This is a genomic window from Aulosira sp. FACHB-615, from assembly GCF_014698045.1.
Taxonomy (GTDB): domain Bacteria; phylum Cyanobacteriota; class Cyanobacteriia; order Cyanobacteriales; family Nostocaceae; genus Nostoc_B.
In genome coordinates this window covers 487934-505317 of the sequence record NZ_JACJSE010000003.1, presented here as the reverse complement: position 1 = coordinate 505317, position 17384 = coordinate 487934, and the positions used below count along the sequence as shown (strand labels likewise).

Sequence of the window (17384 nt, the reverse complement as noted above, 5' to 3'; positions counted from 1 at the left end):
ACAGGAGGTAAAATTACCTCCTATCATTTTGATAGCGCATTATTACAAACAGTAAATTTTCTGACCTTTTAATATAATTCGGAGTTTTCATGTACTACTTCCCAGAACAACCACCTTATTTTCTTCTAGCTATTGGCTTATTTATTGCTGTAACTTCTGGTGTTGGTTTATCTGGCACACTTAAAATTATTGTGCAGAAATGGCAAAAAAATAGTACAGATAAATCCGAATCTCGTGTTTATTCTCAGCAATTATTAGTACCATTTATCGGTATTACTTTTGGTATTAGTCTTTTTCTTTATTCAGGTTTAGCTATCTTTGGCTTTCCTCCTATTCTGGCATTAGGAGTTGGTTTACCAATAAGTTTGTTGACTGGCTTATTAGTATGGTTGCAATTAAGCAGTATGCTCACCTTTGCCAAAACTCAAGGAATGCAATCCCTTGATTTAGATTCTTTATCTTAGAAACATTGGCTCAGAACTCAGAATTAATTTGTTGGTAAACCATATTTGCCACTTAAGATGTGTTACGTCTATGTAAAGACTCAGCACTTAAGATAGTAAAAATTAGTCGTAACACACCGTTTTTTTCTGTGCATTAAGTAACTCATTAAATCATGAGCTAAATCAGCCCAAAACTCCATTGCCCCTATCCAAAAAGCACTCTGCCTGCGGTGCAGTGGAAGTTTAGGAAGAAGTCTAAACTAGACTTTTAGCTATTCTTTAGCAGACTTGAGGATGATTTAGGTTAAAGTAGCGCAAACAAATGTATTTATGAGGTGAAAGCTTATGCGCCTTTTTGTTTGTTCTCTTTTACTAGTCATCAGCCTATTATTCTCATTTACGCCACTGGTAAAATCGGCGACACCTTCTTCTGATATTGAGGAATATCTGATAAATGCTCAATTTCAGGAGGGAGAAGCAGCTTTTACAGCTAAACTTCAAGAAAACAACAATGATGACTTGACGCGATTTAAGTTGGGCGTTGTGCAGTTGATGGGTGCAACTCAAAGGTTAACCCAGTCGCTTTACCGTTATGGCGTGCAGCAAAATTTTGTTACTCAGTTTTTCCCAATTTTACGTCTGCCTGTACCGATAAATCCTAAACCAGAGCCAGTCACTTATCAAGATACAAGAAATGTTTTGCAGAACTTACTCAATGATTTAACTCAAGTCAAGGATACCCTGGAACCAATCAAAGATAATCAAGTTAAGCTACCGCTAAGGCTGGGTTTAACAAGGTTGGATATCAACGGAGATGGTAAGTTAGTAGAGGATGAGTCTTTCTGGAAGACTTTTAGCTTATTGACAGGGATACCAGCCAGCGAAAAAGCTGCCCAAAATTTAGCGATCGCTTTTGATGCGGGTGATGTAATTTGGCTAAGGGGATACTGCAATTTACTATCTGCGATCGCTCAGATCGTTTTAGCTTACGATGAAAGTAAACTTTTTGATGCCACGGCTCATTTAATTTTTGCTCAACCAAAAACCCCTTATCCCTTTCTGGTTGAGGGTAGAAGCCCATCTGGTAGTTTTGACTTTGATATTATTACCGACATCGTTGCGTTCGTTCATTTAATGAATTTTCCCGTGGCTGAACCAGAACGTTTAACCACTGCAATGGAAAATTTACGCACAGTCACAGCCTTAAGTCGTCAATCTTGGGATTTGATTTTAGCCGAAACTGATAATGACCGGGAATGGCTACCCAATCCTCAACAAAAAGGGGTAATTCCCAATGCAGTCGTTACTAAACCCATGATTGATGAGTGGCTGAATTTTTTAAATGAGACCGATGCGTTATTAACAGGTCAAAAACTAGTCCCACTCTGGAGAAAACGCGAAGTTAGAGGTATTAATCTCAACAAGGTCTTTACTCAGCCGCAAACCTTTGATTTAGTTTTATGGGTGCAAGGAACTGCCCCTGCACCTTATTTAGAGTTAGGTAAACTCACAGATACAAATACTTGGTTGCGGTTGTTAGAAGTGTTCCGAGGGCAATTCTTCCAGTTCGCAGCTTGGTTTAATTAATCCCAAATTTTAGCCGAAGTAGAGATTTTGTATACAAAGTCTCTACTTTGAAGCGTAGATAACTTCTACAGAGTCGAAAGTTAAAAATTTCGTGCTGTTTCAGTAAAAGTTTTGTATAGCTCAACAGGAATGTTCACCAAAGTTAACAAATTTATGCTACGCAATGTTACTGTATTTGTATTGCGTTATCCTTGACTAAACTGTATTTGTAAAACTTTAACCACAATAGTAAGTGTATGAACTAAGTTCTTCACAATACCTGTGTACTGAAAATTGACTAACGTATTAGTTAGTTAGTCAAGTCCAAAATTTGCCAGGGCATAGCAACAGACAAGGTAACTTATAAGCATTCCCAGCATCTTTACCACAATTGCGAAAATAGTTTTTACTGCATCAAAACCCAGTCGTTTAATTTACAAACACTATGCTGAAGTCAGAAAAACACCCTTACCTGTCACAAGCTAAATCTGCTCAGTTTAACAACAATGATGATGACGAGTTGCATATAGGTCAGATTTTTGCCATTTTGCGTCGTCGATTGCTGTTAATTTCTGGAATAACTGCTTTAGTAGCTACAGCAGCAGTGTTAAAGGCCGAAACCGACCCTCCAGTATATCTCGGCTCGTTTGATATTTTAACGAGGCAGGTAACGGGTGAAACTAAGGTAATAGCTAGTGTGCCTCAAACAATTTCTGATGAAGACGCAACTCCTAGTGTTTCGGTATCATCAGGCAAGGGTGGAAGCAACGGTAATACCACAATTCAAGTCTTACGTAGTCCCAGAGTACTTGATCCGATTGTGGAAAAGCTTAAGCCCAAATATCCATACATTAATTATAATTTGCTAGTTTCTGGCTTAATTATCGGCTCAGAATCACCAGACATTTTAACTGTTCAATATACGCACCCAGACAAACAACTAGTAAGTGATGTTTCTAAGCTACTAGCTGATGCTTATTTAGCTTATAGTTTACAAGAACGTCAGTTAGATGTTGATCAAGCAATTGAGTTTGTTGATAAACAAAGACAGCCAATAGAAGCGAGAGTCAAATATTGGCAAAATCAACTCCGCAATTTACAAGTAGAAAATAATTTAATTGATCCAGCCCAAAGAGCGCAAGAATTAGCTAGTCAACTGGCTGGGTTGCGACAACAGCGCATCGAAAATCGCCTACAACTAGAACAATTAGTCGCCAGATATCAGGATTTACAAAGAGAATTAGCCAGAAACCCTGGTGAAAAAGCAGGTAATTCTTTACTGAGTGAAAATGGGCGTTATCAAAAAATACTAGATCAAATCCAAGCCGTTGATATTGAAATTGCCCAAAAGGCAGCAGTATATACACCAGATAACCCAGCTATGGTGACGCTAACAGATAGGAGAGCTTATTTGCTTCCTTTATTGGCTGGTGAGGAAATGCGTCTGCAAAAAGAATTGCAAAGCCAAATTCGGTCTGTTTCCGCCCGTGATAAATTTTTGTATGACAAAATCACAACTCTGAATAACGATGTCAGATACTTAGCGACTCTGACTCGTACCTATAGTAATATTCAGCAACAATTAGAAATTTCTAACAGTTCTCTGACGCAATTTACTACTAAACAACAAGCACTAGAAATTGAAAAAGCTCAAAAACAACAACCTTGGCGATTACTTGATCCTAAATTAGCATCAGTTGATAAACCAAGTGCAATTTCTAACAATGCCAAGCTAAACTTAGCTATTGGTGGCATTTTAGGGTTGGTGTTGGGTATAGGGGCAGCTTTGATTGTTGATAAATTGAGTAATATTTTCTACACTGTTCAAGAGTTGAAGAACAGTGCTAAGTTGCCATTACTAGGAATTGTACCTTTAAGAAAAGAACTAGAATCAGCACCACAATCAACTTTATCTAGAGGTTTACAACAAACTAATCGAGCTTCTTTCTTTGAAATTTACCGATCGCTCTACACCAATATCATGTTATTGGGTTCTGATGACCCGATTCGCTCGTTGGTAATTAGCTCTGCTGGCCAGGGAGATGGTAAATCTACGGTGGCTGTACATTTAGCACAGGCCGCTGCGGCAATGGGTCAGAGAGTGTTATTAGTAGACTCTAACCTGCGTTGTCCTAGTTTGCACCAGCGTCTGGGTGTATTGAATGTCCAGGGTTTGACTGATGTCATTGCCCAAGATTTAGATTGGGAAAATGTGATTGAGCGATCGCCAATAGAAGATAATCTATTTGTGATGACTGCGGGGCCGACACCTCCCGATTCTGTCAGATTACTAGCTTCTAAGAAAATGCAGGATTTAATGAACGAACTGCAAAGCAACTTTGATTTAGTAATTTATGACACTCCCCCATTGCTAGGGTTTGCTGATGCTTACCTGTTAGCATCTAACACCAATGGTATTGTTATGGTAGCTGGCTTGGGTCATTTGAAACGTACTGCCCTCAAGCAAGTATTAGAAGAAATTCAAATTTCTGGTACACCCCTGTTAGGGATGATTGCCAACAAATCAAAAGATTCCACACCTGTTTCCCATGACTACTATCAGCAATATTACAAAAAGAGTACCAGTGCTGAAATTGTCGAAGTAGAAACACCAAATAGCGACGAACAAGCTAACTCTGTTTTTAGAGGCATCAGACGACGCTAAATTAAAGGTTGTCATTAGTCCTTTGTCAATACCAATGACTAATGACAAAGGACTAATGACAACTTCAGAAACTATTTACGCATCTGGCGATTTTAAAGCTTGGTCTAAAACTTGCCTCGCCTGTTCTGCTTTAGCTCGTGCTTCTTGGTAACGCAGATTTGCTTGAGCGAAATTTTTCAGAACTTTAAAGCCTTCTTTCAGACGCGTAATTTCTTCTTCGGTGACAGAGTTATCAGAGAACAAAATATCAACAGCTTTGCGAAGTTCTAAGGCTTCCGTGCGGGATTCTTGCACTTTCAACTTGAGTGTTGCTAAATTACTTAACACTTGGACTGCTTGAGTAATAGCATCTTCACTATTGTTATGGTCACTGGTTGATTCTTTGACCTCAATTAATTGTTGCGGGCCGAATCCTTCTTCTAATTCCGTGGGAAGTTTACCCGCATCCATCAGTTCCATCAACTGATCCATTGCTTTATCACGAGCTTTAGCAGAATCTTTGCCAGGAACGGAAAGGATAATTTCTGGGCTTTGGGCGAGAGTGTACTGAACCATATTTGAGGACAGAAAATTTGCTGATTAACCAAGCCAAGGCAAATAATTTTAACATGGTAAAAGTGGCGATTAATATCTTTTAGATTGAAAAATTAATTATTCTTGTTGTTGGTTGGGTGAATCAATCAGGAGTTAATCAGTATTCTTTCAAGTCTCCAAAAATAAAACTTTATACTAGAGAAAGATAGAATAAATTGAAACAGGAGGGGAGAGCGATGGCTCCAAATCCAGCGATCATGAATGCTGTGGAGCAACTGGGTTATCGAGTTACCATTGGTGATGTTGCCACCCAAGCAGGCTTAAAAATTGCAGAAGCCAATCAAGGTTTATTGGCTTTAGCTACTGATGCTGGTGGACATTTGCAAGTAGCAGAAACAGGTGATATTGTTTACCTATTTCCACAAAATTTTAGAGCAATTTTACGGAATAAATATTTTCAGTTACGTTTGCAAGAATGGTGGCAAAAAATTTGGAAAGTTCTTTTCTACCTGATTCGCATTTCTTTTGGGATATTTTTAGTTGTTTCGATCGCGCTAATTACTATTAGCATCATTATAATTATCACTGCGGCTAATTCCGATCGCGATAACGACAACCGAGGTAGTAGCGATCGCGGCGGCGGCTTCTTCTTTTTCCCCGATTTATTTTGGTATTTTAGTCCCAACTACTACGATACTTCCTACCAACAAAGGCGACAAAACAGCCGCCAAGGTAGAGGTAGTGAAATGAATTTCTTTGAAGCGGTGTTTTCCTTTTTATTTGGTGATGGTAATCCTAATGCCAAATTAGAAGAACGTCGCTGGCAAGAAATAGCTACTGTCATTCGCCGTCAGGGTGGTGCAGTCGCAGCAGAACAAATTACGCCATATTTAGATGACCTTGGCCCCAGTTATAGACAAGAGTACGAAGATTATATGCTGCCTGTACTGTTGCGCTTTAACGGGGAACCAAAAGTGAGTTCCCAAGGGGAAATAATTTACTATTTTCCCGAATTACAAGTTCAAGCCAGTCAAAAAAATCGTCAGTCAGTACAACCTTATTTAGAAGAATCACCTTGGCGTTTTAGTCAAGCTGATTCTGGACAAATTATGCTAAGTGCTGGCTTAGGAGTCCTCAATTTTGTCGGTGCTTTAATCCTGGGAAATTTAATCAGAGATGGGATTGCGGCTGCACAATTAGGCGGATTAGTTGCTTTTGTCCAAGGAATTTATTGGCTGCTGTTGGCTTATGGTGTAGGATTTTTGGGTGTACCACTAGTACGTTATTTCTGGATTCAGTGGCGTAATCAAAAAATTACAGCACGTAACCGCGATCGCTTATCTCGCGCTAGACTATTAACCGATCCAGATGGAAATTTACAGCAAAAAATTGACTTTGCTCAACAGTTTGCCACTGAAAAAATCATTGAAAACAAAGATTTAGTCTACACCACCGAAACCGACTTATTAGAACAGGAAATTCAGAACTCTGCCCAAATCGAAGCTGCTAAAGATGGGGAGTCGGGAGTCGGGAATAGGGAGTAGGGCTAAGATGGGGAGTGGGGAGTAGGGAATAGGGAATAGGGGTATATATATTACGCCACACACCCTTGCACCCTTACACCCAATCTTTATAGACAATAGTCCTGTCCCACTCCCCACTAACTACTCCCTCATTACTTCGCTTTAATCGGTGTGAGGGCTACACCTTGATAATAATGACCCAAAATTTGCAGGTGAGTAATGCCGCGTCGAGCTAGGTTGTATGCTCCCCATTGGCTCATTCCTAATCCATGACCAAAGCCTAAGCCTTGCAGCACAAAACTACCATCTGCACTTTTACTGACATTAAAACGAGTACTTCTTAGCTTTAGTGTAGTACGTACCGCCTCACCTTCTAAGACTTTTGTACCTTTATCGCCCACAATTTTTAAAGCTTTGACACTGCGGAAAGGTGAGAATTTTTCGGGAATGATTTCCTTAACATTGCCGACACCAGAAATTCTGGCGCTAATTTCCGCAGGGGAAAAAGTTTTTACCCAATTGCATTCTTTGACATCTTGATCGTAGTCCTGCACAGCCCGCAGGTAAGGCAAAGTATTTCCCCAGACATCTTCCACATTTTCGGTATGTCCGCCCGAACAAGCATGGAAAACCGAGAGAATAATTTTGTTGTTATAAGTTAGGACTTGTCCCGCCGTATCATCAACAGCTGCGTAAGTAGAAGGAGATTCACTCATGACTCCTTTGTAAATTTGCCAGCGATCGGGACTATCACCTAAATCGTAGATGGGGTTATTGCGTTGTTTTTCCCGTTCGTAGAGAGCGTAGGTGCGAGCTGCGATCGCTTGGGCTTTCAAAGCTTCCTGGGGCCAGCTGCTATCCATTTCGCCGCCTAGAACACTGTAGAGGTATTCTTCCGCATCTACCCAGTTAACTGCCGTTAAACCTTTTTCTGTGGGGGCAACTAAGGTTCTTCCACGATACCAGCGATCGCCAATATAAACAAATCCTTTACCAGTTGGCTCAATCCAAAATAAACCAGATTGCCACTTATCTAAAGCCACTCCCCCCGGAACTGACTGGGCGTAATAAGCACTCATCGCCGGCAATTGTCCTAAAGTCTTTCCCGTACTATCCTTTACCAAGGCAGCCGTAGAACTACCGACTTTAACTTGATTAACTCCCCTCTCAATCGCCACTCGTAAAATCACTGATGCTTGAGCAGGAGCAACCAAAACAATCCACAAGAGGATACCCATCCACCAATGCCGGAATTTAAACTGAGAAAATAAAGAGCCTAAAAACAGTTGGAATTTCATGCTGATCATCTAATCACACTAGTATCTGCTTGACGCTTTTGGCATCTACCACTCAAGATGAGACAGTTCTCCAACATAGGAGGTTGCCGCCTCCTATCAATTATGCAATGTATTTTTAGTAGGCAACCAAAAAAGCACAGAGCAGAAAATTAATGGTAAATGAATATAATTAAACCTGCTGGTGGCTTCTTACGCCATTAGCAATAATACCAATTAAATTTAAATGGCTCAAAATTTCTTGAGCTTGCATTAAATCACCTTGAGTTAGTTGACCCATTCGTCCTACCATAACAATTTCATGGCAATATCCAGCTAAAATTCTCGCATCGGCTGTACCCAAAATTGGCGGCGCATCAACTAACACTAAGTCATAGCTTTGCTCAAATCCCTTGATCAGTTCTTTCATTCGTTGAGAATTGAGTAATCTGATAGTATCATCTGGTTTTGGCCCAGCCGTCAACACATCAATTGACGGGTGAACAGGCTGGATATAATTATGAATGTGGTTGCTTGTTTCATCCAGTAATAATAGAGATAAACCCCAATCATTGGATAATTGCAGCATTTTATGTAAATGGGGATACCGCAAATTGGCATCAATTAAGAGAATGCGTCGGTGCATTCTGGCTGCACTAGCCGCCAATCCGAGTAACACAGTCGTTTTTCCTTCCCCTGATAAAGCAGAAGTAAACATCAAAGATTTAAAAGGCAAAGGAGACTTAGATATTTGCAGATTTTGATAGAGAATATCTAAGGTTTCATGACAAGGCAACCAACTGTCAGTTTCGGTAAAAGTAGAAGCAATATTATTTTGTTTATGACCTGAAATATTTGGTAGCCATTTTGTCAAGCCTCTGGGTGCTAGTTTCGGCACAGAACCTAGTAACCGTAAATTGGTTGACTGCTGTAATTCTTTTGTAGAATAAATGGTGCGGGTAAACATTCCCCAACTTAAGGCGATCGCAATTCCTAAAATTGGACTCAGTACGACACCTCCTAACAACAGTGATAATCTGTTAATTCCTGTTAGTTTGCCTAAACTCGGTTCCTCTAATACTTCCCATCCCAAACCACCTTGGGCAATTTTCAAACCCAAAGATTGTTGAGCTTGTAATAATTGTTCTAGTTGTTTACGTTTAGCCTGTACTTCTGGCAATAAACGGTTATATTGCGCTAATAAACTTGGGTATTGACTAAATTCAAATCTGAGTTTTTGTTCGGTTTCAGCTAAACTTTTTTCGTTAGCTATTAGTCCTAAAGCTGTAGTTTGGACTTGAATTAACTCTTGTAATAATTGCGGATCAGCACCTTCTGTTTGTACTGAACTATCAGTAGATTGTCTGATATCTGTTAATAATTGATTTGACTCTCTTTTTAAGAGTACTAACTGATTTTGGCGTTGTTCTTTCAGTTGTTGGATGATGGGAGACTCATTTGTATAACGTTTCTGCTCTCTAGCTAAAGCAAGTTCCGTCTTTTTAAAATCATCTAATAGTGTTTGGTAGCTACTTGATTGATTTAGTTGAGCCGCCATTCTCGCTTTGCGCGATGAAGTAGCAACTTCTTGTTGTAAGTTATTATAGCGAGCTTGGACATCTTGAATTTGGGCGCGGGTGATTTGTAGTTGCTGTTGTACCGCCGCCAAAGATTCAATTAAAATTTTGCTTTGTACTTCTGGATCAAGTAGATTATGTTTTCGGCGAAAATGCTCTAAGTTTTTTTCTGCTTGATTCACCTCTTTTTTCATTTGCGGTATACGAACATTAATAAAAGCCAGACCTTTATTTAAACGTTCTTTTTGTTGTTGGATATGATAATTTTGATAAACTTGCTGTAGTGCTTGTAAAACTTTCTGGCTTCTAACTGGATCTTCATCATTGAAGGTCACTTCTAATATTTGTAAGGGCAGATTATTAGAGATTGTTTTTTCATCTAACTTTGTGATCGAAAGCTTGGCTTGCTTGCCGTTAATATCTTCGATTGTAATATCTGGATATTCAGCTTTTAGTAAAGATACAGCTTCTGCAATGAGTTGGGGACTCAACAGCATTTTCATCTGTGCTGTGTAATCTACAACTGGTGAGTTTAATCCCACAATATCACTACCAGCAAGATTCATAATATTATTAGCTGTGTTACCTGCATTTGCATCAGCAGTCACAAGCAACTGCATAGAACTTTGGTAATTAGTTTTAGTGTTAATCGCAACTAAACTAATCACAGACATCACCGCACAAGAAACACCTAATACTAAATAGCGCCGACGACGCAAAATAGCAGATACTTGTTTAATATTAAATTTGTGGAATGGTAAGTTTAGAGTAATTTGCTGTTGATTAAAAATCATCTTAGCCTCTACGAAATATTTACTTATTTAATCAATTCACCAGAATCAAATCCAGGAATATTTTTAGTAATTACAAAAACGTTTGATTCTCATCAAGCAAAAAATCAACTTATGTAATTTAATTTGGTAGAGTTTTCGACACTTATGAATCTATGGATTCAATAAAATATTTTTTGAGCGTAAATAATTCAAAGCCAATAGTCAATACTCTCGCTAAATCTTCATTAGATGCTACTAATGAAAATTTTGCTACAACTAAGATAATTTAAATCACAATATCCTGGTAGTGATAAATAATGCTGGTATTACAGTAGCAAAATATATTGCTGTCAATTTGAGTTAAGCCGAGTAAATAACAATACTTATATATCTCACTCAAACATGAGTAAAATAAGCTTAATATCTAATATCAGACTTGGTTTGGCTAAGTAAAAAACAAAAATATTCGATGTTCAATGTTGTAAAAATATCTTTTACTAACATTTGCAAATTACAATTATTTGTATAGAAAAATATAGTAATTATCTCGAAAAAATATAACTAGTTAATAACCGTGTATTCTATTTTTTACGAGCGATCGCTAAAAAGAGTTAATTTTTAGTTATTGTGACTCATGAGTTAAGTGAAAAATTTATAAACTTACAAGATTCTTCCTGGTAAACGCTGAGGTAGCGCGTATGAACAAAATTTGGCTCATAAATCTTGGATATCTTTACGTAGATGGAAAAGCTTTAACCCAGCCTAATTGAATAGCTTGATCTAAAACGATCGCAGCTACAATAAACCACAGCACACTTTCCCCGGCTAACACAACACCCGCCAAACTCCAGTCAAGTTCTAGCTGTGCTAACCCCCGCACTAAACCAAAAGCCATCACCCCACCAGCTTTGAGTTGCAGATTTTGGTCTTGGCGAATGATATAACGGTAAGTAACACCAAACAGTAAACCAGAGAACGTGGCGATCGTCCAACTGATCAACAACTGCCAATCCCACTTCACTTGTAAACTAATCAATATCTCAAAATATCTTGCCAACACCAGAGTGTTGAGTAAACTTGTCATCAAGCAGATAACACCCAACGTTAAACCGCCAATTATCCCTGCTTTGAGAGACTCTAAGCGTTCAGTCATCAGTAGTGGATCGGAAATTCTGTTCATTGTCTCAATGGGGAGTGGGCCCGAATTTCTCGCGTATGGGTAGCGGGTGTGGAGAGAGAGGGGAGTGTGGGGAGTGTGGGGGGAAAGATTTTTTCACCATCCTCCCACACTTCCCACCCCTCCCACACCCCTGGATTTCTCTCTTGTGAGAAATCCAGGTTCAGACTTCCTCGTATCCAGTTCCAGGTATGATAAATATTAGAGACCTTTTGTAATGATTTGCCAAATTTAAGACTATGGGAATTTTGACATTGGGATGGGTATCACTGTTAGTTGTGTTCACTTGGTCGATCGCAATGGTAGTTTGGGGACGCAACGGACTATAGGGGAATCGTGGAAAGTCCATTTCTGAGTATTCTGGCATTACTGGCGTTAGTACTGTTAATCGCAGTTACTGGTGGCGTTGGCTACTTAACCTTGGCAGACTGGCGCGATCGCCGTCTTCGGGAAGTCGAAAAACGCGAACAACGCCGCGCATCGCCCAAAAAGCGATAATGCGATCGCAGTTGAATTATTTTCTTACAGGAATGCGATATTTGCGATCGCATTCCTGTCTTGTTTGCAGGTATTTCAATGTAAATAGCGATCGCCAACAAAATTCCTGAACCATTTCGATAGTAATCAAAACTGCTTTACTAGCACCAAAATCAACTAATACAAATCTTAATTTTTATAGTGAACCTACTCTTTTACTAGTTAACTACATAACTTATTAATCAATTTGTTAAGTTGACATAAAATCTCTTAAAATCTGTTTTGATTGTTTAAATTATTCGTATAGTTTAGGATGAAGGACTTGTAAAGATTACTTTTTGGTAATACAGATTTTTTGATTAATCAAGTCAGAGTCTTATCATTAAATTCAACTTAGAGATGATTTATTAAGTAAACCTCAAATTTTCGGCTGTGTTGTAGTAACTTGTAACGCACGAAAAAATTCTGAGCAATATTCAGACTGGATAATCAAAGCTAAAATGAGCAACTTGATCCTTACTGAGTAACTTTTAATTTACGTAAATCATCATCAATGAAGTTAGCAATAACTTGAGTCTTTGACTGTTATCTTTTTAAGAAATTAGGGAACTCTACAATAGAAGACTTTCAATATTTAAAGTCCTACCAGGAATGGAAAACTCTTACACCATAAACTCAGATTCAAAACCAACAGAATATTCTTCAGAAAACCATTTCTCCCCAGTTCAGAGTGAGAAGCAAAAAGCCTTATCTGGAGTCATTGCCAGGATTCGAGAAACTTTAGACATAGACACCATATTTAAAATTACAGTTACAGAAGTCAGACAATTACTCAAAACTGATCGAGTGGGTGTGTTTCGTTTTTATCCTGAGTTGGGATGGGAGGGAGAATTCATCTATGAAGATGTCGATTCTGAATGGGTTTCAGCCCTATCGGCTAAACTACGCGATCATTGCTTTGCTGCGGAATTTGCTGGACTATATCAAGAAGGGCGAATTCATGCAATGGCAGATATCTATCAAGCGAGTGTGAGCGATTGTCATGTCCAGATTTTAGAGCGATTCCAAGTCCGGGCTAACATTGTAGCCTCCTTGATGAAAGGCAAAGATTTATGGGGATTGTTATGTATTCATCAATGTAGTAACCCTCGCCAATGGGAAGAATCAGAAATTGAGTTTGTGCAACTGATCGCCGCACATTTAGGAGTTGCTTTACAACAAGCCGATTATCTCGAACAAGTAAAAATACAATCAACACAACTAGCACAAGCACAAGCCAGGGCAAAAGCAGCAGAATGGCAAAAAACCATTGCCATCACCGTCGAAAAAATTCGTCAATCTCTAGATTTAGACAGCATTTTCCACACCAGCACAGTCGAAATCAGACAGTTACTAAATGCCGATCGCGTCGCTATTTATCGCTTTAATCATGATTGGAGTGGTGAATTTGTCTTTGAATCAGTAGCCGAAGGTTGGATTTCGCTGATTGATGAACAGTCAAATAAACCACAATTAAAAGAAAATGTCAGCGAGTGTAGCGTCAAAGATTTAGCTGAAACCCCCGTCATGGATACGTATTTACAAGATACAGAAGGGGGGATGTTTGCTAGAAGCGAAGTCTATCGTATTTGTTGTGATATTTATGATTATGGTTTTACCGACTGTTACATCAAAGTTTTAGAAAGCTATCAAGCTAGAGCTTATGTGATTATTGCCATTTACCACGGTCAAAAACTGTGGGGTTTATTGGCAGTTTATCAAAACTCCGATCGCCGCGATTGGCAAGAAGATGAAGTCTACTTACTCACTCAAGTTAGTACTCAACTAGGTGTCGCCTTACAACAAGCCGAATTTTTACAACAAATGCAGCTGCAAGCAGCAGAACTGAGTAAAGCGGCTGAACGTCAAAGGGCGCTGGCAAATACCGTCGAAAAAATTCGCCAATCCCTAGATATTGACGCAATTTTTAAAACCACTACCCAAGAAGTGAGAAGACTTTTGGATGTGGAAAGAGTCGCAATTTATCGCTTTTACCCTGACTGGAGTGGTGAATTTGTCGCTGATTCCATTGTGGATGGTTGGACACCAGTTGTTAAACCCCAGCCAGTGACAGAACGTGTCTTATTAAAAGAAACCCAAGCTGGTAAATATCCTCGTCATGAAGTGTTTGTGCCAATATCCCAAGGCGAAAAGTTATGGGGATTGTTGGTAGCTTATCAAAACTCCCACCCTCGTTATTGGCAAGATGAAGAAATCAACTTACTCGCGCAGGTTGGTATACAGTTAGGCGTTGCATTACAGCAAGCAGAAGCTTTAAAACAAGTGCAGTTGCAAGCTGAACAACTAGCAAAAGCAGCTGAACGCGAACGCAAAGCCGCCCAAAGAGAAAAAGCCTTAGCCACTACAGTCGAAAAAATTCGGCAATCTCTGGACTTGAACACCATTTTTGTCACCAGTACCAAAGAAGTGCAGCGATTGTTAGAAGTAGATCAGGTGACAATTTATCGTTTTCGTCCTGATTGGAGTGGTGAATTTGTGGCTGAGTCAGCCGCCCCAGGCTGGGCTTCAGTCCGTAAACTTTTAAGTGTGATTGCCAATGATTACTTACAAACAACCCAAGGCGGAGATTTTGCTAAAGGACACACTCTGGTAGTCAGAGATATTTATAACAATCAAGAGGCTCACAAATATATATCTTTGAGTCAGTTAATGGAAGCACGTTCTTATATGATTGTGCCGATTTTCCAAGGTGATAAACTTTGGGGATTACTAGCGGCTTATCACAACACAGCCGCCCGCAATTGGAAAGAAGATGAAATCGATTTATTAGTACAAATTGGTAATCAATTAGGTGTCGGACTCCAGCAAGCAGAATTATTAGAACAAACTCAAAGGCAAAAAGAAGAACTCCGGCAAACTCTCCAAGAATTACAGCAAACTCAAAGCCAGTTAATTCAAAGTGAAAAAATGGCTGGGTTAGGGCAACTAGTTGCAGGTATAGCCCACGAAATTAATAACCCAATTAGTTTTATTTTTGGCAATATTAGTTATTTACACGACTATACTGAAGACTTACTCACCTTGCTGGGGATGTATCAGAAACATTATCCCAGAGCCAAAGCCGAAATTAGAGAATTTGGTGAAAAAATAGATGTAGATTTTATTACTAATGATTTGCCAAAAATGCTCAACTCCATGACAATGGGAGCAGATAGAATTTCGCAATTGGTTTTATCTTTACGCACCTTTGCCAGATTGGATGAAGCAGAAAAAAAACCTGTGGATTTGCATGAAGGAATTGAAAGCACTTTGTTGATTCTGCAACATCGCCTGCAAGCAAATGAAAATTCTTCAGGAATTGAAATTATTAAAGAATATAGTGAATTACCCCGTGTAATTTGCTATGCGGCGCAGATGAATCAAGTCTTTATGAATATTCTCAATAATGCGATTGATGCGCTCGAAGATGCGGTGATAAACGGCAAACTTATAGACAAGCCAAAAATTTGGATTCGGACAAAAGTTATAGAAGAAAATACTATTCAAATCAAAATTGCGGACAATGGTTGTGGTATTCCCCATAATTTGCGATCGCGCATTTTTGAACCATTCTTTACCACCAAGCAACCAGGCCAAGGTACAGGTTTAGGTTTATCCATCAGCTACCAAATTATTGTAGATAAACATGGTGGTAACATCAAGTGTGTTTCTCCACCAGGAAAGGGTTGTGAGATGTTAATTGAAATTCCTCTGTAAGTATGTTGGTACAAATCAAGCTAACTACTCAAGGTTGTCATTGGTCATTTGTCATTGGTAATTAATTTGTAATTGAGAAATACACAGGACTTATGCACAAAGATTATTCGTGGAGATTGGGTGAAAGGGTTTGGGGTGTAAGAATTTTGAATAAGTATACACGCCACTTGGCTCAAGTCGGGAAACCCGCCCACGCCAGTGGCTCCCCTATACCCCTGAACCCCTACACCCTCACCAAAACCATTGATTTTTCGTTTTGATGCGTAAGTCCTAATACACTAGATGTAGGAACCCAACAAATTTTTAATCATGTTGGGTTTCATACTGTCAAATCAACATTGAGTTTTGAGCTTACCAATTAAGGTATTGAGATTAATTTGGCTAGGCCAGCCTAGAGGAAGATTACTGGAATTGTACCCGCGATCGCGTAAATCTTGAATATAGCGATTACGAATATAAGTAGTATCAAAGTTACCCAAACCATTAAAATATAGATCCGTTAGGTGAGCCGGATCTAAAGCCATTTCACCTCTATAAACTGCGCCATCATTGGAATCATCCCAACCCCAAGGTGTATTGGCAGAATTATTGCTACAAGTTGGTAAACCAGCACCACAACCACCGCTAGAATCTCCTCTGAATGTTCCCCAGTTGGCATAAGTTATCCCTGTAGAATTAGAGGCTTGATTTAATTGATTTTGCCACAAACCACCAGAGGCAAAGACATCAATTAAGGAATAAAGTACACTGCGATCGTTACCCGATGCGGGTACTTCCGCAGTAGTTTTAGAAGGATAGTAGATAATGCCATCTGCACTGCTGTTTCCATCAAAATTTCCGGCGTAAGGCCAAGCTTTCAAGCCATGTCCTTTGGCTTCCTGAGTCGTCAACGGATGCAGAGAACCGTTATAACTACTTAGCGTCAGGCTTCCATCAATACTTTCGGAACCATTTGTTAAAGGACTACCACTGGGCGTAAAGGAATAAAAGTCGGTATGAAAGACAGTGACAACACCTTCGAGTTTGCCATAAGTAGAACCATCCTTACGTACGATCGCCAGTAAACCTTCTAAATCATTTTCATGTTCTTGATCAAAAGGAGTATCAGTCCAATCTTGGGGATGGAAAAAAGAATAGGTGATAAATCTGTGAGTACAAGTCTCAGCCACAGAATAGTAAGCATAAGCATTTAAGGGATAAGCCGCCAGATTATCCCAATTATTTGTTCCGAGCCAATCTCCGTCATAGTTAAACCGCGTAATATAGTCACCGCTATATTTGGTACTGTCCGTATCTTGATAGTGAATTGGCGCATGATAAGCCGCTAAATCTAAATCAGTGGGAGTTTGGGCAATTCCTTTCAACTCTGTTAAAGTCCCAAGGGCAATTGCTACTATCATCCCCATCGCCATCAGCAAAACTTTTTTCCAAATCATCTATTCTCACCCTGAATGATCAATCAAACTCAGGATGACAGCAGATATTTAAGAACTGATTTGAATCAAGTTAAAAATATCTAAAAATACAGGAGACTAGTGGGCAGTTGATGGTAAAAGTATGAAAGCTAAAGTTTCTGGAAAAAATCACACCAGCCACAAGCTGTCGCCTAAATAATATTA

12 protein-coding genes are annotated in these 17384 nt (G+C 39.2%); 7 read left to right on the top strand and 5 right to left on the bottom strand.

The window, feature by feature from the left end:
• Window positions 1-89: 89 nt before the first annotated feature.
• The 3 genes from H6G77_RS06875 (at window position 90) to H6G77_RS06865 (ending at window position 4674) form a co-directional block, all read left to right on the top strand.
• Complete coding sequence (locus tag H6G77_RS06875) at window positions 90-464, top strand: hypothetical protein (protein ID WP_190871174.1); 375 nt, start codon at window positions 90-92, stop codon at window positions 462-464.
• Window positions 465-788: 324 nt separating this feature from the next.
• Window positions 789-2030 carry a hypothetical protein gene (locus tag H6G77_RS06870; protein ID WP_190871173.1) on the top strand — a complete coding sequence of 414 codons (1242 nt, stop codon included), beginning with the start codon at window positions 789-791 and terminating at the stop codon, window positions 2028-2030.
• Window positions 2031-2454: 424 nt separating this feature from the next.
• Entirely contained in the window at window positions 2455-4674 is a 2220-nt protein-coding gene (locus H6G77_RS06865; RefSeq protein WP_190871172.1) for a polysaccharide biosynthesis tyrosine autokinase, read from the top strand.
• 75 nt (window positions 4675-4749) lie between these two features.
• Here H6G77_RS06865 and H6G77_RS06860 read toward each other — a convergent pair whose 3' ends face one another.
• Complete coding sequence (locus tag H6G77_RS06860; RefSeq protein WP_190590642.1) at window positions 4750-5229, bottom strand: hypothetical protein; 480 nt, start codon at window positions 5227-5229, stop codon at window positions 4750-4752.
• A 215-nt stretch (window positions 5230-5444) separates the two neighbouring features.
• Between H6G77_RS06860 and H6G77_RS06855 the strand changes: the two genes are divergently transcribed.
• Complete coding sequence (locus tag H6G77_RS06855) at window positions 5445-6752, top strand: hypothetical protein (RefSeq protein WP_190871171.1); 1308 nt, start codon at window positions 5445-5447, stop codon at window positions 6750-6752.
• 131 nt (window positions 6753-6883) lie between these two features.
• Here the strand turns inward: H6G77_RS06855 and H6G77_RS06850 are convergent, their stop codons facing one another.
• The 3 genes from H6G77_RS06850 to H6G77_RS06840 all read right to left on the bottom strand — a co-directional run bounded on the left by H6G77_RS06850 (window position 6884) and on the right by H6G77_RS06840 (window position 11508).
• Entirely contained in the window at window positions 6884-8029 is a 1146-nt protein-coding gene (locus H6G77_RS06850) for a SpoIID/LytB domain-containing protein (RefSeq protein WP_190673546.1), read from the bottom strand.
• A 169-nt stretch (window positions 8030-8198) separates the two neighbouring features.
• Window positions 8199-10376: a tyrosine-protein kinase domain-containing protein gene (locus H6G77_RS06845; protein ID WP_190673549.1), complete on the bottom strand. Its 2178-nt coding sequence runs from the start codon at window positions 10374-10376 to the stop codon at window positions 8199-8201.
• Window positions 10377-11088: 712 nt separating this feature from the next.
• Window positions 11089-11508: a hypothetical protein gene (locus H6G77_RS06840; protein WP_242049154.1), complete on the bottom strand. Its 420-nt coding sequence runs from the start codon at window positions 11506-11508 to the stop codon at window positions 11089-11091.
• Between the two features lie 263 nt (window positions 11509-11771).
• Here H6G77_RS06840 and petN point away from each other — a divergent pair, with 263 nt between their 5' ends.
• The 3 genes from petN to H6G77_RS06825 all read left to right on the top strand — a co-directional run bounded on the left by petN (window position 11772) and on the right by H6G77_RS06825 (window position 15765).
• Window positions 11772-11861: a cytochrome b6-f complex subunit PetN gene (gene petN / locus H6G77_RS06835; RefSeq protein WP_083468698.1), complete on the top strand. Its 90-nt coding sequence runs from the start codon at window positions 11772-11774 to the stop codon at window positions 11859-11861.
• 7 nt (window positions 11862-11868) lie between these two features.
• The gene (locus H6G77_RS06830; protein WP_190590647.1) at window positions 11869-12030 is read left to right on the top strand and encodes a hypothetical protein; all 162 of its coding nucleotides are present in this window, start codon (window positions 11869-11871) and stop codon (window positions 12028-12030) included.
• A gap of 630 nt (window positions 12031-12660) precedes the next feature.
• Complete coding sequence (locus H6G77_RS06825) at window positions 12661-15765, top strand: GAF domain-containing protein (protein ID WP_190871170.1); 3105 nt, start codon at window positions 12661-12663, stop codon at window positions 15763-15765.
• A gap of 332 nt (window positions 15766-16097) precedes the next feature.
• Here the strand turns inward: H6G77_RS06825 and H6G77_RS06815 are convergent, their stop codons facing one another.
• Window positions 16098-17201 (bottom strand): hypothetical protein, encoded by a 1104-nt coding sequence (locus H6G77_RS06815; RefSeq protein WP_190871168.1) that lies wholly within the window; start codon window positions 17199-17201, stop codon window positions 16098-16100.
• Window positions 17202-17384: the final 183 nt, after the last annotated feature.